The organism is Streptosporangium sp. NPDC002721 (assembly GCF_042888905.1).
In the GTDB taxonomy this organism is placed as follows: domain Bacteria; phylum Actinomycetota; class Actinomycetes; order Streptosporangiales; family Streptosporangiaceae; genus Streptosporangium.
In genome coordinates this window covers 1-19686 of sequence record NZ_JBIAQI010000010.1, presented here as the reverse complement: position 1 = coordinate 19686, position 19686 = coordinate 1, and the positions used below count along the sequence as shown (strand labels likewise).

The following is a 19686-nucleotide window of genomic DNA, read 5'->3' as shown; positions in this document are numbered from 1 at the left end:
ATTGCGCATGATGGCCATATTCTCGGGGCAGAAGGGGCGTGAGGGGGTGGGTCTGTTGGAAACGGACGAGCTTGAGTCGCTGTCGGCCCAGGAACTGCACGATCGCGCGGTCCACTACGCCGTGCACCACGGAGATCTCGGCTTCCTGTGGGAGCTGCTCACGTTGATTCCCGCGGCGGAGGCGTCCGCGGGGAACGAGGACCAGACGACCAACGACCTCAGCCGGGTCTCGGCCCTGCTCAGCGACGCGATGGCCTCGGGCCACGGGGAGCTGGGCGAGGCACTGCGGCCGTTCTACATCGAGTACCTGTCCAAACATCCGGAGGCCTGAGGGCGGGCCTGATTCCCGCCCTTACCCGGGCGTCCCTCCCTTCGCGGGCATCTGTAGGGTGATCCGCAGATCCAGGGGGAGGAACGCCATGGCACAGGTGAGAGTGGAGCGGACCGAGGACGGGTTCGTGGCGCGCAACGATCGCGGCGCCGAGGTCGCCATGGGCGGCGGTGACGAGCAGGGGGTCTTCACCCCCGTCGAGCTGCTGCTCGCGGCGCTCGGCGGCTGCAACATCGTCACCGTGGAGCCGCTGACGGCCCAGCGCGGCCACCGCATGGTCCGCCTGGCGATGACCGTCGGGGCGGAGAAGGTCGAGTCGTCCAGGCTCGGGCCGATCACCATCACCTACGACGTGGAGCTGCCCGAGGGCGACGAGAAGGCCGCCGAGGTCCTCCGCTCCGTGGCCCACCGCGTCGAGGAGAAGTACTGCACGGTGAGCCGGGTCCTGAAGGACAACATGGAGATCAACCTCGAACTCCCCTGACGGCCTCCGCCGGGGAACCCGCTCTTCCCGGCCGTGAACCTGACGATCACCACGCCCCGGCCCCGGCCCTGGACGGCCGCCGGGCCCTGGCCGCGCGCCTTGGTCGTGTGCTCTGGTCGCGTGCTCTGGCCGTGTGCTCGGGTCACGCGCCCGGAAACCTCCGCGGTCGCCTCTCGACGCCGGGCTTACGAATCCTTAGGCCGGTGGCGCTTCGGTGATACCGGGTCAAGGTTGGGTGTAGGCGCAAAATCAACCTTTGGATGACGCTCCCGTTGCATTTGGCTAGGTAGTGTTGATGCAGGTCGAGGGGTCTGCGAAGCCCGGGGGGAGCGTTGCAGAGACTTTTCACCGGATAAGAACGCGAGGGGGATCGCGTTCCTGAGCGGAGCAGCCGGAAGTCTTGGGGGAGACGAAGGCGACGCCCGCGAAGAGGCCGGGGCCGGGCAGTTGGGGGACTGTCCGGCCCCGAGTCTGTGTGGGGGCCGAATGATCCGGTTTCTCCGGAAATTTCCCCAGAAGACGGGCAGGAGCCGAACGGGATCAACCGTGGTGCGAGCGCGCTGGGGCTGCTGCTAGAGTTACCTCCGTTGCAAGCGCCGCTAGCTCAGTTGGTTAGAGCAGCTGACTCTTAATCAGCGGGTCCGGGGTTCGAGTCCCTGGCGGCGCACCACCGGCTGAAGCCGATGACCTGGGCACCTTCCGCATCGCGGAGGTGCCCTCAGTCATTTCCGGCCCCTGTCATCACCCTTGGCCCGTGACTCCTTGGCTCGTGGCTCCTCGGCCCTGGCGGCCCCTCACGTGATCGCCGATCCTTCCCGGGCGGGCGGCTCGGGGGACGCGGACGGTGAGGGGCCCGAGGGCGGACCTACCCGCCCGCCATGGCTCCCACGACCATGAACGGCTCGGCCCCCGTCGCGACCGGTTCGGGCAGCGGGGTGTCCGGCGGCTCGTGGGACAGATCCTGCTCGCAGGCGAAGAACCGCACGAACGGGCGGCGCCGCTGCGTGGCGTGATCACGGATCGTCCCGCGCAACATCGGATAACGGGCCTCAAGCGCGTCGAGGACCGAGCGCTGGGTGGCCTCCCCCTGGATCTGGAGCTCCACCTCGCCCTCGGTACGCGCGAGGTTGCGCAGATGAGCCGGGAGCACCACCCGGATCATGGGAGCGTCTGCACTTCGACGGACAACACGGCCGGGAGATCCCGGGCGATGGCCGTCCAGTTGTCGCCGGAGTCGGCCGACACGTAGACCTGCCCGCCGGTCGTGCCGAAGTAGACGCCGCAGGAGTCGAGCGTGTCGACGGCCATCGCGTCCCGCAGCACGTTGACGTAGCAGTGGCTCTGCGGCAACCCCCTGGTGAGCGGCTCCCACTCGTTGCCGCCCGTCCGGCTGCGGTACACCCGCAGCTTGCCCTCGGGCGGGTAGTGCTCCGAGTCGCTCTTGATCGGGACGACGTAGACGGTCTCCGGCTCGTGCGCGTGCACGGCGATCGGGAACCCGAAGTCGCTGGGCAGGTCACCGCTGATCTCGTACCACGACTCACCGGCGTCGTCGCTGCGCATGACGTCCCAGTGCTTCTGCATGAAGAGCACGTCCGGGCGCGAGGGGTGCGAGGCGATGTGGTGCACGCAGTGGCCGACCTCGGCGTCCTGGTCGGGGATGCCCTCGGAGCGCAGGCCGCGGTTCGTCGGCCGCCAGCTCTTGCCGGCGTCGTCGGTCCTGAACACGCCCGCCGCCGAGATCGCCACGGTGATGCGCCCGGGATCGCGCGGGTCGGGGACGATCGTGTGCAGGCACATCCCACCGGCGCCCGGCTGCCAGGAGGGCCCCGAGCGGTGCTCGCGCAACCCGGGCAGCTCCTGCCAGCTGTGCCCGCCGTCCACCGAACGGAACAGGGCGGCGTCCTCGACCCCGGCGTACACCGTGTCGGGGTCGGTCGGTGACGGCTCCAGGTGCCAGACCCGGTTGAACTCCCACGGGTGCGGCGTGCCGTCGTACCACTGGTGGGTGCCGGGGACGCCGTCGTACTCGAACCGGTTGCCGACCGCCTCCCACGTCGCGCCGCCGTCGTCGGAACGCTGGATCACCTGCCCGAACCAGCCGCCCGACTGCGACATGTAGAGCCGGGACGGGTCGGCGGGGGATCCGGCGACGTGGTAGATCTCCCAGCCCCCGAAGTGGGGGCCGCTGACGTCCCACCGCTCGCGCCTGCCGTCCGACGTCAGGATGAACGCGCCCTTGCGCGTGCCGACCAGCACTCGTACACCACTCACCGGCGTTCCCTTCCGGCCCGGTGCCGACTCGGGTCGGCGCCGCGGCCATGCTCATGGTCGTCCGATCGGGATCGGAGCCGACCCCGCTCACGACCGGTCCGCCACGGCCGTGGCCACCGACGCTATGGCAGCCCACCGACAAAATCGCGGTACGGCACACGGAGGAACGCCCCGGAGAGAACGAGAACGGCGAGAACGAGAACGGCGGGAACGAGAACGGCGAGGAGCCCGGTCACGAGTGTGACCGGGCTCCCGCTTCGGGCCGGTGAACGCTCCTCCGCGTCAGTGGACGTTCCGGATCAGTGAATGTTCCGGACCAGTGAGTGCTCCGGGTCAGTGGACGTTCCGGGTCAGCGGAAGGCGAGGGGCCGGTAGGCACGGAACTGGGTGCCCGCGGTGAGGCCGTGCTTGACGACGCGGTGGTCGGTGCCGTAGCCGGAGCGCTGCTGGTAGGCCCAGTAGGAGGTGCGCTTGGCGTCGGCCCAGCGGTCGAAGATGAGGGCCTGTCGTGCGGTGTTGCCGCCGACCGGGTCGATGACGAGGTCTCCCTGGAGGAGTTCGGTCATCTTGATGGGACGGGTGTGGGCACTGGTGGCGAGGGCGGTGGTGATGGGTCCGGGCTTGGCCAGGCCGAGGGTCATGGAGACATACCCCGAACCGTCGGCCCGGTAGCCGCCCTGCTTCTTGGTCTGGCTGTAGGGCACCCGCTGCGCGGTGGCGGGCTTCCAGGTCTTGGCCCGCGCTATCACCTGGGCGCGGGTGACCGTGGTTGGCTTCGGCGGCGCGTCCTCACGGATGTTCAGCGCCCGGTACGCCTTGTACTGGCTCTTCGCCGCGAGCCCATAGTTGCGCGTGCGGTAGTCCGTCCCGTAGCCGCCGCGCTGCTCGTAGGCCCAGTACGAGGTGCGCGCCGAGTTGGCCCAGCGGTCGAAGATGACGACGTGCCGGGTGGTGTTGCTGCCGATGGCGTCGATGACCAGATCGCCCCTGAGCAGCTGGGACATCTTGATGGGACGGGTGAAGGCGCTCTTGGCGAGCCCGACGGTGATCTGTCCGGGCTTGCCGAGGCCGAGTGCCATGGAGGCGTAGCCGGAGCAGTCGGTCCGGTAGCCGCCGTGTCTCTTGGTCTGGCTGTAGGGGATGCGCTGCGCGGTACCGGGCTTCCAGGTCTTGGCCCGCGCGATCATCTGCGAGCGGGTCACCGGAGCGGCGGCGGCCAGCGTCTGCACCCCCTCCTCCTCATCCGGTTCCGGGGATGACTCCGTCTCGTCCTCCGGCACCGACGTCTGCGCCGGGGTGGGGGTCGGGGTCGGGGTGGGGGTGGGTGCCGGCGTCGTGGTCGCGCTCGCCAGCGGGTCGGTGTGGGTGCTCGCCGCCTGTGCGGACGCCGGCACCAGGCCGCCTCCGCAGGCGAGCACCGTGATGAGTGCCAGGTTTCCCGCCGTGATCCATGAGCTTCGGTTCGAGGGCATGTGCTCTCCTTGTCCCTGCCGTTGATCGTTCGGTTGGCGGGACACACGCTGACAGGAAATTCCTGAAACACATCGTGAAATTGGGGAAGTTGGGACAATAGTTCCCAATGTGGCGGTATGACCTGCGATGACTCAGGCCTCTGGGACAAGGTTGGGACGAATCACCGTGGTGAATGGGATCGAGAACACGAGCCGGAGCCGACGACAGCGCCCGCTGCCCGACGATCTGCCCGAGCCGACCCGCGTTCTCCTGCGGGAGCTGAGGGCTCTCAAGGAACGGGCGGGGCTCGATCTGCGGGCCCTGGAGCAGGCCACCCACGCGAGCCGGTCGTCCTGGGGGCGATGGCTCGCCGGGGACACGTGGATTCCCCTCGGCGCCGTGGAAGGGCTCGCCCGGCTCTGCCGGGAGGACGAGGGCCGGTTCCGCGAACTGTGGGAGGCGGCCGAACACGCACGGCGGATGGCAGGCGTCCCGGAGGCGAGTGAGCGAACCCCGGAGACGACCGCGAAGACGCCTGAGGAGGCGTCCGAAGAGATGTCCGAAGAGGCGTCCGAGAAGACGTCCGAGGAGGCGGAGGTCTCGGGAGGAGAGGGGAACCGGGACGGAAGGGAACCCGGGAACGTGGAGAACCCCGGGGACGGCAGATCCGGAAACGGCGGCAGATCCGGGAACGGTGGGGGACCCGGAGACGAGAGCGAGCCCGGTCCGCCCGCGCCGCGACGGCTGATGAGCCGCCCACGGCGGCGGTTCCTGATCGGAACCGCGCTGGGCCTGTCCGTCGGCGTGGCCGCCGGTGTGCTGCTCGGCGGATCGGCGCTGGAAAGCCGCGCGGGCGACGGCACCGGGTCGACGCCGTCGGTCTCCGGCGGTGTCGCGGGCGGCGTCAAGGGGGGCGCCACCGGAGCGGTGAAACCGGTCGTCGACCGGGCCGGGATGATCGATCGGGCCAGGAGCTGGCACCCGGCCACCGCGCGGCGCGTGCCCTACAGCCAGTTCAAGTCGTACGGCGGCTACCGGACCGACGGCTCCGGCTACGTCTCCATGACGCTCGGGCTCCCGAAACCGGGCCTCAACACGATCAGCCTGGCCACCAGGGCCCACACCCGTCCCATCAAGATGAGCGAGCTGCTCCGGGGTGACCTCGTCATCGACCCGGTGGGCGGCAACACCGCCCGCTCGGTGGTCATCTTCGACCGGTGGGCGGACGCCGGACGGACCTCGTACTGGGCCTACCAGCAGCGCTCCGGCTACGGCACCGACCACCGCGTCGTCGAGCACGGGCTGAAGCCGGGCGACCAGTTCCGGGCACACCGGCCGGTCAATCTCAGGAACGACGTCGCCTCCTCGAAGACCCCCGCCCCGGAGTGAAGGGGACCGAGGACGGCGTGATCCGGATCGGGAGGTAGGAACCGAAGGCCAAGCAGAGGCGGCGTGCCGGACGCCCGAGAAACGGCGATCATGAAGAGAGCGCTCCCCAGAGACGGGCGGTCGCGTTCACGTTTCCTTTCAGTGGCAGAAGAGGCCCGCCCCGCCGCCGGAAGGGGTGGAGTCAGGAAATCGCCTCCCCGCGGAGCCGCGGGTTCGGCCAGCTCAGCGATGGTTGGCACGGTGCAAAGAGGCGCAAAGGGAGCGTTCCCCGAGGTGCACCCGTGTTCGCTCGCGATGTGCGGCCTGTTTCCGTCAGGTTAAACAGCCCCTTGACAAGGATTGTCGAGCAAGAGCAATCTCGGTTTGGGAGAGCGCTCCCTCAGTGTTTTCCGGCGTCCCCCTCCAGAGACCCCGGCCCCCTGTCCCGAGACCTATGACCACCGGTCCACCCCCCACAGAGACCCGGAGTCTCATCCATGGCCTCGCTCCGCCGATGGTTACCACCCCTGACCGCTCTCCTCACCGTGATCGCCCTCCTGTCCCCGCTCCCGGCCACAGCGACCACCACAGCGAAAGCAGCCGCCCCGCCCGTCGACCCCGCCAAATTCCAGCAGGTCACGCTGGCCAAGGGGGTCGCCGAGGTGGGAGAGCCCATGACGATGGCGGTGCTGCCCGACCGCTCCGTCCTGCACACCGCCCGTGACGGCACGGTCCGGATCACCGACGCCGCCGGGAACACCAAGGTGTCGGGCAAGCTCTCCGTCTACTTCAACGACGAGGAGGGCATGCAGGGCATCGGCGTCGACCCCGGCTTCGCCACCAACCGGTTCGTCTACCTCTACTACGCGCCGCCGCTGTCCACGCCGCCGCACGGTTCCCCGCCCGACGGGACCCCGGCGGAGTTCGCGCGTTTCGACGGCGTCAACCGGCTCACGCGCCTCAGGCTGAACACCGACGGAACCCTCGACCTCGCGAGCGAGAAGACCGTGCTGGAGGTACGGGCCAGCCGGGGCGCCTGCTGCCACGTCGGCGGCGACATCGACTTCGACGCCGCGGGCAACCTCTACCTGACCACCGGCGACGACACCGAGCCCGGGTTCAACGACGGCTTCGCCCCGCTGGACGACAGGCCGAACCGCAACCCCGCCCTCGACGCGCAGCGCGGCGCCGCCAACACCAACGACCTGCGCGGCAAGGTGCTCCGCATCAAGGTGAACGCCGACGGCTCGTACTCGATCCCGGCCGGCAACATGTTCGCCCCGGGCACCGCGAACACCCGTCCGGAGATCTACGCGATGGGCTTCCGCAACCCGTTCCGGATGAGCGTCGACAAGGCCACCGGCGTCGTCTACCTCGGCGACTACGGCCCCGACGCGGGCACCGCGGGCCCGCGCGGGCCCGGCGGGCAGGTCGAGTTCAACCGGATCACCGGGCCCGGCTTCTTCGGCTGGCCGTACTGCACCGGCAACAACACCCCGGCCGAGACCTACGCCCGCTACAACTACGACACCTCGACGATCGGCGCGAAGTACGACTGCGCGGGCGGCCCGGAGAACACCTCGCGCAAGAACACCGGCCTGGTGAAGCTGCCCGCGGCCAAGCCGGCCTGGATCACCTACGACGGCTGCACCCTGGTCCCGGAGTTCGGCTGCGGCGCGGAGTCACCGATGGGCGGCGTCGTCTACCGCTACTCCGCCGCGCTGAACTCGCCGGTCAAGTTCCCGCAGTCGCTCGACGGGCACTTCCTCGCCGGTGAGCTCCAGCGGCAGTGGATCAAGGACATCGAGGTGAACGCGAACGGCACCCGGGGCACCATCCAGCCCTTCCCCTGGTCGGGCAAGCTGGTGATGGACATGGCGTTCGGCCCCGACGGCGCCCTCTACGTGCTCGACTACGGCACCGGCTGGTTCAACGGCAACCAGGACTCGGCGCTGTACCGCATCGAGCACATCGGCACCGGCGGGCGGGCGCCCATCGCCAGGGCGACCTCCGACAAGGTCTCCGGGAGGGCGCCGCTCACCGTGGCGTTCTCCTCGGCGGGCAGCTCCGACCCGGACGGCGACGCGCTCACCTACTCCTGGGCGTTCGGTGACGGCGCCACCTCCACCGCGGCCAATCCCACCCACACCTACACCACCGACGGCAGGCGGATCGTCACCCTGACCGTGCGTGACAGCACCGGCAACACCGCGACGGCGAACATCGAGATCAACGTCGGCAACACCGCGCCCGTCGTGCGGATCGACCTCCCGCTCAACGGGCAGGTGTTCGGCTTCAACGACGCCGTGCCGTACCGCATCACCGTCACCGACGCGGAGGACACGACGATCGACTGCGCGCGGGTGAAGATGAACTACATCCTCGGGCACGACACCCACGGGCACCCGATGGCGAGCGCCAACGGCTGCACCGGCACGATCCAGACGCCGGGCAACGGCGAGCACGACGGGGCCGCCAACCTGTTCGGGGTCTGGGACGCCGAGTACACCGACGCGGGCGGCCTCACCACCCACACCCAGCACGTCACCCAGCCGAGAAACCGGCAGGCCGAGCACTACACCACCTCTCAAGGCGTCGCCCAGTACGACAAACCGACCGCGCACGGGGCCAAGACCGTGGGCAGCATCGAGAACGGCGACTGGATCTCCTTCGATCCCTACGTCCTGAGCGGCGTCACCGGGTTCACCGCCCGGGTCTCCTCGGGCGGGGTCGGCGGGACGATCCAGGTCAGGGCCGGTTCGGCGACCGGGACCCTGCTGGGCACCGCCACCGTGGCGCCGACCGGCGGATGGGAGACGTTCGTCGACGTCTCCGCCACCCTGGCGAACGCCCCGGCCGGGACCACCAAGCTCTTCCTGGTCTTCGCCGGGGGGACGGGCTCGCTGTTCGACGTGGACGACTTCACCCTCACCACCGGAACGGGCCCGCCGCCCACGGGCACGCTGCTGTCGGCGGGGCGCCCGGTCACCGCCTCCTCCACGGAGAACGCCGCCTCCGCGGGGTCCAACGCGGTGGACGGCAACCTCGGTACGCGCTGGTCGTCGGCGTTCTCCGACCCGCAGTGGATCTCGGTCGACCTGGGCTCGGCCCGCCAGGTGAACCGGGTGAAGCTGCAGTGGGAGGCCGCCTACGGCACGGCGTACCGCATCGAGACCTCGGCCAACGGCACGACCTGGTCGCAGGTCCACGCCACGACCGCCGGTGACGGCGGCGTGGACGACGTCAGTTTCACCGCGACGAGCGCCCGTTACGTGAGGGTGTACGGCACCCAGCGGGCTACCCAGTACGGCTACTCCCTGTGGGAAATGGAGGTCTACGGTGCGTAATGTCATCGCGGTCGTCACCGCGTTCTTCGTCGTCATGGTCGGTTTGGTGGCGGCTCCGGCCTTGGCGGCCGATCCGGCGTACAAGGTCCTGGTCTTCTCCAAGACGGCCGGGTTCCGGCACGACGCCATCCCGGCGGGCATCACCGCGCTGCGCGGGCTGGCCACCGAGAACGGCTTCACCGTCGACGCCACCGAGGACGCGGGCGCCTTCACCACCGCCAACCTCGCCCAGTACCAGGCGGTCGTCTTCCTGCTGACCACCGGCGACGTGCTCAACGCCACGCAGCAGACCGCGTTCCAGTCCTACATCGCGGGCGGCGGCGGATACGTGGGCGTCCACGCCGCGGCCGACACCGAGTACGACTGGCCCTGGTACGGCGGCCTCGTCGGCGCCTACTTCGCCTCCCACCCGGCCATCCAGCAGGTGACCGTGAAGGTGGAGGACCGCACGCACCCCTCGACGACCCACCTCCCGGCGAACTGGGTGCGCACCGACGAGCTGTACAACTACCGCACCAACCCCCGCTCCAGCGCCCGCGTGCTCGCCACCCTGGACGAGTCGACCTACTCCGGCGGGTCGATGGGCGCCGACCACCCCATCTCCTGGTGCAAGGCCTACCAGGGCGGCCGGTCCTGGTACACCGGCCTCGGCCACACCATCGCCTCCTACACCGAGGCCAACTTCCGGGCGCACCTGTACGGCGGTCTGCGCTACGCGGCCGGGGTCGTCGCGGGCAACTGCGGGACCACCACGACCCCCACCCCCACCCCGACTCCCACCCCGAGTCCGGGCATCGTGCTGCTGTCGTCCGGGCGTCCGGTGACGACCTCCTCCACCGAGAACGGGGCGTTCGTCGGCGGCAACGCGGTGGACGGCAACGGCGGCACCCGCTGGTCGTCGGCGTTCTCCGACCCGCAGTGGATCTCGGTGGACCTGGGTTCCGCCAAGCAGGTCAGCCGGGTCCGGCTGAACTGGGAGGCCGCCTACGGCAGGGCGTACCGCATCGAGACCTCGGCCAACGGCACGACCTGGACGCAGGTCCACGCCACGACCGCCGGTGACGGCGGCGTGGACGACGTGAGCTTCACCGCGACGAGCGCCCGTTACGTGCGGGTGTACGGCACCCAGCGGGCGACCCCGTACGGCTACTCCCTGTGGGAGCTGGAGGTCTACGGCAGGTAACCCGTTCCCCGTCGCTCCCATATGAAGAGGGCCCCGGGCCGGTGAACCGGCCCGGGGCCCTCCGCGTTCCCGGGAAGTTCGCACCCTGCACGCCCCTCGCGATTCCGGAAGACCCCGAGCCTGTTCTGACCACATGAGGCCAGAGCGAAAAGCTGGCGAGGATTGACGTTGACTCCGGCCCGGCTATCGCGCAGATTTCGGGCATTCCTGTTTTCGGGGGATGTACGGAGGTTGCAATGAAACGTGCGAGATTAGCCATTCTCGCAGTCACAGCCCTACTCGCAAGCCTGGTCGTGAGCACGCCCGCGGCGGCCGTACCCGATCCACCCGCCGCCGCCGGCGACGACGGCGTGAACGTCTACGTCGGCGAACTCACCGCGCAGCAGCTGGAGGTGCTGCTGAAGTCGGGGGTGGAGCGCGAGGAACTACGGTTCACCAAGTCCGCGGACGGCAAGAAGGTCACCGTCGAGGCGATCCTCGGCGCGGCCCAGGCGGAGCAGCTCGGCAAGGCGGGCCTCGGCCTGAAGGTCCAGAAGTCCGCGGCGGCGAGCAGGCAGGCGGCCAAGGGGGACGGTGTCTTCAAGCCGTACAGCGGCGCGGGGGGCATCCGCGAGCAGATCGTCAACGCCGCGAACGCCAAGCCGAACATCGCCAAGGTCGTCGACCTCGGCACCACGGTCAAGGGACAGAAGCTCACCGCGATCAAGGTGACGAATAACGCGCGGCAGCTCAGGGACGGGTCGCGCAAGGCCGTGCTCTACATGTCCGCCCAGCACGCCCGTGAGTGGATCACGCCGGAGATGACCCGCAGGCTCCTGCTCCACTATCTGGACGGCTACGGGACCAACCCCGAGATCACCCAGCTGGTCGACAACACCGAGCTCTGGTTCATCCCGGTCTCCAACCCCGACGGCTACGACCACAGCTTCACCGACGGCAACCGCCTCTGGCGCAAGAACCTCCGCGACAACAACGGCGACGGCCAGACCACCAGTGCCGACGGCGTCGACCTGAACCGTAACTTCGACTACAAGTGGGGCTACGACAACGAGGGCTCCTCCGACAACCCGGCGAGCCAGACCTACCGGGGCCCGAAGGCGCAGTCCGAGCCGGAGACCATGGCCGTCGACACCCTCGCCAAGAAGGTCGACTTCACCTACATCCTCAACTACCACTCGGCCGCCCAGCTGCTGCTGTACGGCATCGGCTGGCAACAGGCCACCCCCTCTCCCGACGACCTCATCTTCGAGGCGCTGCTCGGCGACGACGCGACGCCCGCCGTGCCCGGCTACGACCCCGACATCGGCGCCGAGCTCTACACGACCAACGGCGAGACCGACGGTCACATGACCAACAAGCGCGACGCGCTGACGATCACGCCGGAGATGACCACCTGCGAGGTGGCGGTCGAGAGCGTGCCGGACGACGAGTGGACGCTCGCCGACTGCGCGGGCGGCTCGGGCTTCACCTTCCCCGACAGCGAGGCGCTGATCCAGGCGGAGTTCGCCAAGAACGTCCCGCTCGCGGTCGACCTCGCCAAGTCCGTGCAGAACCCCGACAGCCCGGTCTCCCCGGTGAACCGCACGGTTCCCGACTTCCGGCCCGACAGCTTCACCGTCTCGTACGGCGACCCGCAGCCGGTGGCCGTGACCGCGCGGCGCTCCCTGTCGGCCAAGCGGCTGCACTTCCGGATCGACGGCGGCCCCGTGCACGTGCGCGACCTCAAGGAGTGGGACGGCGGCGAGCGGTACGGCGACGAGAACGACCTGTACTTCGCCGAGTACCGCGCCAAGGTCGAGGGCGCCGAACCGGGGGACAACGTGGAGGTCTGGTTCAGCGGCCACAAATCCGGCACCGGGACCGTGGAGAGCCAGCACTTCACGTACAAGCTGGAGAAGAAGTCCGACGCCAAGGTGCTCATCGTGGCGAACGAGGACTACACCGGCTTCAACCCCGACTACCCGGCGTCGGTGACCGCGCCGAAGTACGCGGCGCAGTACAGGCAGGCGCTGCAGACGGCCGGATACGCCTCCGAGACGTGGGACGTCGACGCCCAGGGCGTGCCGCACCACCTCGGCGTGCTCGGCCACTTCAAGGCGGTGGCCTGGTACCTCGGTGACGACCGGCTCGCGATGGACGCCCAGGACGTGGCGACCCAGACCCCGTTCGGCCCGCTCCCCGACATGGACGTCAAGCGGCAGCAGCAGGACCTCACCATCTCCGTCCGCGACTACCTCAACGAGGGAGGCAAGCTGCTCTACACCGGGGAGACCGCCGCGTACTTCGGCTTCTTCGGTGCCAGCCTCGGCGGCATCTACTACGGCCTGGACGGCGCACCGGACTCCGACTGCGTCATCACCAGCCAGGACGGCTTCTTCGAGGAGTGCCTCATCCTCGCCGACGACTTCGCCCAGTACTACCTCGGCGTCTACGGCCGCAACACGCGCGTCGGGCCGACCGGGTTCACCGGCAGCGACGCCGCGATGAACGGTACGAGCGGCACCTTCGGCGGCCAGGCGCTCGCCGACAACCCGCTGGACGAGGCGGGTTCCCTGCTGGTGACCAGCGACACGCTGCCGCCCGCGCAGTTCCCGCAGTTCAGGAGCGAGGCCACGGCCCAGTACACCGGGGCGACCGGTCCGTTCGACCCGGCCGAGGGCGACTGGTACGTGGCGGGCCCGCACACCGACGACGCGTACAAGCGGCTCACCCGCACGGTCGACCTGACATCCGTCACCGCCGCGCAGCAGCCCAAGCTCCAGTTCCAGCTCTCGTACGACACCGAGCAGGGCTACGACAACGTCATCGTCGAGGCGCACACGGTCGGCCAGGACAACTGGACGACCCTGCCCGACCTCAACGGCGGCACCTCGACCGACGTCCCGGCCGAGTGCGAGGTCGGCTTCTTGCTGGACGAGCACCCGTGGCTGCTGCGCTACCTGACGCCGGGCAACCCCTGCACGGCGAGCGGGACCAGCGGTTCCTGGAACGCCTTCACCGGCAGCTCCGGCGGCTGGCAGCAGGTGGCCTTCGACCTGGCCGCGTACGCGGGCCAGCAGGTCGAGGTGTCGATCAGCTACGTGACCGACCCCGGCACCGGCGGCGTCGGCGCGTTCGTGGACGACACCAGGATCACCACCAGCGGCGGCCAGCTCGCCGCCGAGGGCTTCGAGTCCGGCCTCGGCGCCTGGGCGATCCCCGGCCCGCCCCCGGGCAGCCCGACGAACGCCGGCGACTTCGCCAGGGCCCAGGCCGACAACACGGCGGCCGTCTCGACGAAGGACACCGTGTTCCTCGGCTTCGGCCTGGAGCAGGTGGCCTCCCCGGCCGAACGCGCCGCCACCCTCAAGAAGATCATGAAATACCTGGTCGGGTAACCGGGTTCTCCTACCGGTAACCGGACCGTGAGGCCGGGCGTCACCCAGGTGGCGCCCGGCCTTCGCGCGTCCGGGGTCCGCGTGTCCGGCCTCCGGGTGTCCGGCCTTCGCGTGTTTGGCCTCCGCGCGTCCGGCTTCCGTGTCACCACGCGGCGTCCCGCGATCGGCCGATCCGTGGTTCGGCCGCCCGTCAAGGTGCCGGCGGGCCGGTCCCTGCTTGAGGAGCCGCGAGGTCGTTCCCCACGGTCGCGGTCAGCGTCGTCGGCGACGCAGGTCGACCAGGCACGCGTGTGCCCTGGCCGCGAACTCCGGGTGCCGTGTCGCGATGACCCGCTCGAACGCGGCCTCGGCTTCCGCGACCCGGCCGACGGTAAACCAGAGGGCACCGAGCTGGGTCAGTGCTCCCGGCGACTCGTCAGGATGACCCGAGTCCACCGCGCGCTGCAACGCGCGCATCGCCTCCTCGGTACGGCCCTCCCCGGGCGAGCAGGCCACCCAGGTTGAAGGCCCCCTTCGGCGCGGCCTCCGGGTGTCCCGACTCCATGGCGACGGTCAGGAAGGTCTGGGCCTGCTCGATGTCGCCTTCGTAGAACAGGATGATCCCCAGGTTCAACGCGGCCATCGCCGTCGCGTCGGGATTGGGAAGATCCACGGCCATCCGGTACGCCTGCCGGGCATCGCGCGTATTACCGCGGGATTCCAGCACCACGCCCAGGTTGAAGGCCGCCAGCCCGGCGGCCGACGGCCTGCCCTCGGCCGCGATCAGTCGCAGCATTTTCTCCGCCGCGGCGATGTCGCCTTTCTCGTAGGTGTTCTTCGCCACCGCGATCGCGAGGTCATCGACGTCGGAACTGCTCACCCGCTCGACGGGGATGCCTCGCTCCCGCGCCGCCGCCAGCAAGGAGTCAGAGAAAGAATCAGATGTGGTCGCACGTCGTCGCCAGCGTTCCGGCCACCACCGCATCCTTTTCCCACCCCTTCGTCAAGAGCCCTTTTCCATCCTTCAGCCACTCCCTCCGCGGGTCAACACAAACCGGTACCGGAAACCGGTCCGGCCGGTACTACATCGATAGATCTTTGAGGCGTTCGTCAGCGTGGCTGCGGGTGTATCGGCGATGGTCTGCGAGTGATCTTGTGCCTCACTTACGATCTCGTCGTGTCATGGGATACCGAGCTCACGGCGGTGACCTCGAGGATCGCTGATCGGCTGTTCAAGCGGCCCGAGCCGAAGGCGACCTTCGGCCAACGTGAGGTGTATCTCATCCGTGTTGAATGGCGATGATTCCTGGCCCCACCCTCTCTTTGGACACGCGGAACCCAGGTCAAGCACTGTCATCGTAAATCGGGATTGATCTCTGCTTGACCTTCTCGCCCTGCGTCCGCTCCTTAACGGTGAGGTTGTTCGAGCTGCGCCTCTGCGGCTTCGGTGGCGGGGTCGTCGGGGTCGAGGGGGTCACCGAGGCTCTCGGTCAGGCACTTGGTGAGGTAGCCGATGCGCTTGTGAGCCAGGCCGATCTCTGCCTGCTAATTCTTGGCCGACGATCGGTAGGGCTTTCGCCTGCTGGGGTCGACCAATCCCAAATATCTGGATATTAAAATGCGGCAGGAGCGCTAACCGCCTGGCGCCAATTCTGGCGCCAGGCGGTTAGGTTTCGCACATAGAGCTATGTGATCAATCCTCGTCGATTGGCGGAGGAATGATTTCGAATCTCGAATCCTGGTCACCGGACATGGCCTGGCGTTCTTGGCTAGTGACGGTTACGCCCCATTCTGGCACGACAGCGCGTGAGAGAAAAATCCCCTTACGGCAGTTGTCGCACCAGAACTCCACCCAGCCGACGGATCGGTCCGAATCGTAAACGTTGTACACCAGCCGGAGGGCTGAATGGCCACAGCTAGGACAGGGGAGGATCTCCAGTGATTGGGGATCGTCGTATACCCGAACGTATGCCTGAAGCCATTCTTCGAAGATGTCTTTCATGGAAGTCTATTTATTCGCATTCTTTGGATTGAGGGGATGGTGATCCCACCATAGCTTCTCGAATGCGTACGCCTCGTCTTCCCACGGGATCGCTTCTTTCTCCGTCTTCGGATACGGCTCGCCGCGCCTCACCTGGTCGACATGGTATCGCTCGTGGGCGAGGGTTTTAGCTAGAGTGATCTCATCCGCGAAGGCCTGAGGGGTCAGTGTAATTACCCCAGTTGGGCCGGTTATGCCGGTCATGCCGCGTAGACTCTTGTTGAACTTGATTTTCACCCCCGCCAGATCGATTCCCCATTTTTCCGCCACGGCGTATACCGTGTCCATGGTCATTAGTAGCCTGCGGCCACGCGCACCGGGGGTGTCGGTGTTTCGGCGAAGAGCGCCCGCCTTTTTTATTTTTTTGGCCTTGAGCCCTGCGGCGGCGGCTCGCGCAGCCTTGCCGTACCCCGAGGACACTACCCCGGCGAAGGCCCAGAAACAGGAGCCTACGCTGCCGTTGACGCAGTCGGCGAAGTCCTTCACGAAGAGGTCGTAAAGTGCGGTGACCATGTGCGGATTGCGGGGACAGTTCTCCCAGCCGATTTTGTCGCACCATCTTCCGAAGGCGGCCATGTTCTCGCCGGGCCTCGGGCTGGGTGTGGGGCGAGAGGTGTCCTTGGGCTGCGGTGAAGGGGTCGGGACAAGGGACGGCCCAGTCTTGGGGCACTCCATCCGGCCTGAGCCGTCTCCGCAACCGTCGGGCCTGAGCCCATCGGGGTCCGTCAGAGAGATGGGGTTGTTGCCAGCGTACGAATAGGGGTTGGCCCACTGAGGTTTGCGCCGGTCGAGTTCGGGGTCGGAGCCGATGAACTTTGCGATCGCCGGGTCGTAGTAGCGCGCGGAGAGGAGGACAAGGCCGGTAGAGGTGTCTTCGGTTTTTCCGAGGAACCCTCGGTCGGTGAACGCCAGATCATCGCTACCCCGCCGTTGCCCGAAGGGCAGATACCGTTCCCGGCTGACGTTCCCCGTGGTCGCGTCGATCGCCAGCTGCGCACTTCCATGTGACCCGGAGAGCAGCCACGTCAGTGTTCCCGCTTCACGCATCGCGACCGAGGACCCGTCGGAGGTGCTGTAGTAACGTCGACCGGAAACCTGACCAGCGGACAACGTGAGCTCCATCGGACCGAGATAGAGCGTCGTTCCAGCAGCGTCGCGTCGGAGGAGCCGCTCGCCTCCGGCGTCGTAGATCATCGAGGTGGGGGTCCCGTCCACCACGATCTGGTCAATCTGGCCGAGTGGGTTCCAACTGTAGGTCGTCTGGTCGCCGTTTGCCGTCCGCGCCGAGAGCTGACCCGCACTGTTGTAGCTGAAGGTCTCCGCGCCGCTGGGGCGAGTAATGGACGACACGGCATTCGGACGGACCGCGGCGGCTCCAGCGGCCGGATAGGCGTACGTCGATGTGTCGCCATTGCTCGCCAGCGTCGTCATGTTGCCGACAGCATCGTAGGTATACGTCTGCCTGTAGGGATCGATTCCGCCGTTGTCGGCCACGCCGCAGGAAACATTTGTCGTCGTGTATGCCGAGGTCAACCGGCGCAGGCCGTCATAGCCGAAACACTCGGACTGGCCGGGAGAGCCGGACACAGCATCCAGAACGCGGGTGACCTGGCCGCCGGCGTCATATGTGAAGCGGTCGTCCTGGACCGTGACTGGGCTGGCAGTGCCAGCACCCGTCGCGGTCGTGGCCGTGTTGAGCCATCCCGTTACCGCGTCGTATGCCTGAGTGCGCGTGACGCGACCGTCATTTCCATATGCGCGACTTGCGAGACGCATGGTGTTGGTGTAATTCGTCTCTTTCACATATGTTGTGCCGCCGCCGTAGTCGGAGGTGACGGTGGCGGGCTGGCCGAGGTCGGTATACGTGTAGGTGACGGTCTCGGCAGGCAGGCCTCCTGCGGCGGGCATAGTTTGGCTGATCACTTTTCCGGCCCGGTTGTAGCTGACGGAAAAGCCGTAAGTTGCGGCCGCCAACCCTCCGAACTCCGGAACCGTCACCGTGGTTTTGGTGGGTCGGTAGGATGTGTCATAGCCGACGACGGAGTTCACATACGCTTGCCCACCTGCGTAGCGAGTGGCGGACGTAAGTTTCCCCTTGGCAAGGGTGTCGTAGAACCATTCGGTGAGCTTCGTGCCGGTGCCGATCTCACCCTGCCATTCAGTCAGTTTGCGGCCGAGATCATCATAAGTATAGGAAACCTTGGTGCCGTTTCCGTCGATCGTCCACAAGAGCCGACCCGCGGCGTCGGAGGCGCTGGACGAGGCCCCTGCGTCGGGATCGGTGGTGGCGGTTCGTCGGCCCAGCAGGTCATAGGTGAATGTGCGGACATTACCGTTTGCATCGGTCATGGAAGTCAGATTTCCCGACCGATTGTACGAGTAGGTGGTGTCGTGATGCGTGGACGCATCCTTCCATTCCTCAACCTTGGTCGTCCGTCCGGCCAGGTCGTGGATGGTGACTGTCTTGGCACCCACAGGCGGAGTCGTTTCGACCCGGTCAAGTCCTGGATATGAGATGGACGTGCGGCGCAGCTCGGTGCCGAGATGATTGCTGACCTGCGCGCTGGGTCGCTCTAAGCCGTCGTAAATCGAGGCTTCCCACTGTGGCAGGGTGGTCAACACCGGATTGAGCAGTCCGCTGCCGGGGTTCGCGGAATTGTGAGTGGGCTGGGAAGTCGTGGCGGTCAGTCCACGCGAGTTGTACGTGGTAGCGGCCACGACCCGGCCACCGGCAGACGACTCGTATTGCTGTTCGCGGAGTCGTCCGAGGCCGTCGTCATAAGTGACTGTCGTCAGATACTTTGCCGACGTGCCGTCACCAGATAGCAGACGCCGCAGTGTGGTCTTCGCGGGTCCTGTCGGCTGGCCCAGATTTCCGTCGAACGGGATGTTGTATGAGACAGTGGCGGTGGGAGTGTTGTTCGCGCGGAGTTCGCCCAATCCCCACATCTTCGTGGCCCGACCAAGCGCGTCGTAGTCGAGTTCTTGTACGTGCCCGTTGGGGTCGGTTTCCCGAATCGGCAGGTCGGTCAGGTGCGAAGCGACAACGGTGCTGGAGTGACCGAGCGGGTTCGTCGTCGTTGTGCCGGCGCTTGGCCATCCGATCGCGGGGCTGTAGACCATCGTCGTGGTCTTACCCATCGGGTCAGTGCCGGAGGTGGGGCGCCCGTAGTTGTCGAATGCGGCTCGTGCCGCACTGAAGGCAGACGCAGTGATGTAAGAACGCGTCTCCGTTATGTTGCCGTCGCTGGGCGCGTTTGTGGCTGGGTCGGTTCCGCCGTCATACAGCATCACCGTCCTCTCAACGAGGGTTCCGCTTCCGCAGACATCCCCGGCTCGGCGATCAACGGTGGACGGAAAGTTCGTCATCCATGCGCCGGAGGCCACGTTTCGCGCGTAGGTGGTAGTAGTGCAAGTGTTGTCGCTGCTGGTGGCCGTGTCGCCAAGGTCGTTCACCCTGATCGCCAGGCCATCGCCGTTATAGACCGTTGTCTGGTCAGACCAGCGCCAGGTGCCGCCCGCGACTGAATGTTTTTCATCCTCGGGTGGCGTGAGCGACACGGTGGTTCTGAAGGACGGCGATGGCCTTGCAGAGATGGCCGGCCTTGGAAGGGCTGCAGCGTAGCTTTCGGAGGATCCTCCAGCCTTTGAGCTGGGCGTTCGCGCGTTCGCCGGGTCCGCGAAGTCTGGCGTGGGCGCGGTTGGCCCGTTTCTGGGATTCGGGCTTGTTCTTGCCCTTGTACGGGGTGATCAGTGGTCCCTCGGCGCCCTGGTAGCCCTTGTCGGCGAGGGTGACGATCCCCGCCCGCTCCAGCGCCCGCGGGATTCCCCAGATGCGGGCGGCGCTCAG

At 67.6% G+C, this 19686-nt stretch carries 13 protein-coding genes and 1 tRNA gene; 7 read left to right on the top strand and 7 right to left on the bottom strand.

Going from position 1 to position 19686, the window contains the following annotated elements; genetic code table 11:
* Positions 1-46 precede the first annotated feature (46 nt).
* The 3 genes from ACFYWM_RS15480 to ACFYWM_RS15470 all read left to right on the top strand — a co-directional run bounded on the left by ACFYWM_RS15480 (position 47) and on the right by ACFYWM_RS15470 (position 1485).
* Positions 47-331 carry a hypothetical protein gene (locus ACFYWM_RS15480; RefSeq protein ID WP_329085017.1) on the top strand — a complete coding sequence of 95 codons (285 nt, stop codon included), beginning with the start codon at positions 47-49 and terminating at the stop codon, positions 329-331.
* An 88-nt stretch (positions 332-419) separates the two neighbouring features.
* Complete coding sequence (locus tag ACFYWM_RS15475) at positions 420-815, top strand: OsmC family protein (RefSeq protein ID WP_389914498.1); 396 nt, start codon at positions 420-422, stop codon at positions 813-815.
* A 593-nt stretch (positions 816-1408) separates the two neighbouring features.
* Positions 1409-1485: transfer RNA gene (locus ACFYWM_RS15470), tRNA-Lys, on the top strand.
* A gap of 195 nt (positions 1486-1680) precedes the next feature.
* Here the strand turns inward: ACFYWM_RS15470 and ACFYWM_RS15465 are convergent.
* From ACFYWM_RS15465 to ACFYWM_RS15455, 3 genes are all read right to left on the bottom strand, one after another.
* A complete protein-coding gene (locus ACFYWM_RS15465) occupies positions 1681-1965 on the bottom strand; it encodes a MoaD/ThiS family protein (RefSeq protein ID WP_389914495.1) in 285 nt (94 codons plus the stop codon).
* 8 nt (positions 1966-1973) lie between these two features.
* Positions 1974-3089: a WD40/YVTN/BNR-like repeat-containing protein gene (locus tag ACFYWM_RS15460; protein WP_389914492.1), complete on the bottom strand. Its 1116-nt coding sequence runs from the start codon at positions 3087-3089 to the stop codon at positions 1974-1976.
* Positions 3090-3439: 350 nt separating this feature from the next.
* Entirely contained in the window at positions 3440-4561 is a 1122-nt protein-coding gene (locus tag ACFYWM_RS15455) for a hypothetical protein (protein WP_389914489.1), read from the bottom strand.
* A gap of 166 nt (positions 4562-4727) precedes the next feature.
* Between ACFYWM_RS15455 and ACFYWM_RS15450 the strand changes: the two genes are divergently transcribed.
* The 4 genes from ACFYWM_RS15450 to ACFYWM_RS15435 all read left to right on the top strand — a co-directional run bounded on the left by ACFYWM_RS15450 (position 4728) and on the right by ACFYWM_RS15435 (position 13816).
* Positions 4728-5930, top strand: a complete 1203-nt coding sequence (locus tag ACFYWM_RS15450) for a helix-turn-helix domain-containing protein (RefSeq protein WP_389914486.1) — start codon at positions 4728-4730, stop codon at positions 5928-5930.
* A gap of 524 nt (positions 5931-6454) precedes the next feature.
* Positions 6455-9256 (top strand): PQQ-dependent sugar dehydrogenase, encoded by a 2802-nt coding sequence (locus tag ACFYWM_RS15445; protein ID WP_389914483.1) that lies wholly within the window; start codon positions 6455-6457, stop codon positions 9254-9256.
* Positions 9249-10439 carry a ThuA domain-containing protein gene (locus tag ACFYWM_RS15440; protein WP_389914480.1) on the top strand — a complete coding sequence of 397 codons (1191 nt, stop codon included), beginning with the start codon at positions 9249-9251 and terminating at the stop codon, positions 10437-10439. The genes ACFYWM_RS15445 and ACFYWM_RS15440 overlap by 8 nt, the downstream gene beginning before the upstream one ends.
* Before the next feature lie 293 nt (positions 10440-10732).
* Positions 10733-13816: a M14 family zinc carboxypeptidase gene (locus tag ACFYWM_RS15435; RefSeq protein WP_389914477.1), complete on the top strand. Its 3084-nt coding sequence runs from the start codon at positions 10733-10735 to the stop codon at positions 13814-13816.
* Positions 13817-14231: 415 nt separating this feature from the next.
* Here the strand turns inward: ACFYWM_RS15435 and ACFYWM_RS15430 are convergent, their stop codons facing one another.
* From ACFYWM_RS15430 to ACFYWM_RS15415, 4 genes are all read right to left on the bottom strand, one after another.
* Complete coding sequence (locus ACFYWM_RS15430) at positions 14232-14675, bottom strand: tetratricopeptide repeat protein (RefSeq protein WP_389914474.1); 444 nt, start codon at positions 14673-14675, stop codon at positions 14232-14234.
* A gap of 813 nt (positions 14676-15488) precedes the next feature.
* On the bottom strand, positions 15489-15797 hold the full coding sequence (locus ACFYWM_RS15425) for a hypothetical protein (RefSeq protein WP_389914471.1): 309 nt from the start codon (positions 15795-15797) through the stop codon (positions 15489-15491).
* Between the two features lie 6 nt (positions 15798-15803).
* On the bottom strand, positions 15804-19397 hold the full coding sequence (locus ACFYWM_RS15420; RefSeq protein ID WP_389914467.1) for an RHS repeat domain-containing protein: 3594 nt from the start codon (positions 19395-19397) through the stop codon (positions 15804-15806).
* Positions 19372-19686: transposase family protein (locus ACFYWM_RS15415; protein ID WP_389914464.1), on the bottom strand; the 315-nt coding region annotated here is incomplete at its 5' end. The genes ACFYWM_RS15415 and ACFYWM_RS15420, both read right to left, overlap by 26 nt.

Excerpts from the sequence above, each read along its gene's own strand:
- ACFYWM_RS15455 (WP_389914489.1), bottom strand. The coding sequence starts at position 4,561 with ATGCCCTCGAACCGAAGCTCATGGATCACGGCGGGAAACCTGGCACTC.
- ACFYWM_RS15425 (WP_389914471.1), bottom strand. The coding sequence starts at position 15,797 with ATGAAAGACATCTTCGAAGAATGGCTTCAGGCATACGTTCGGGTATAC.
- ACFYWM_RS15475 (WP_389914498.1), top strand. The coding sequence starts at position 420 with ATGGCACAGGTGAGAGTGGAGCGGACCGAGGACGGGTTCGTGGCGCGC.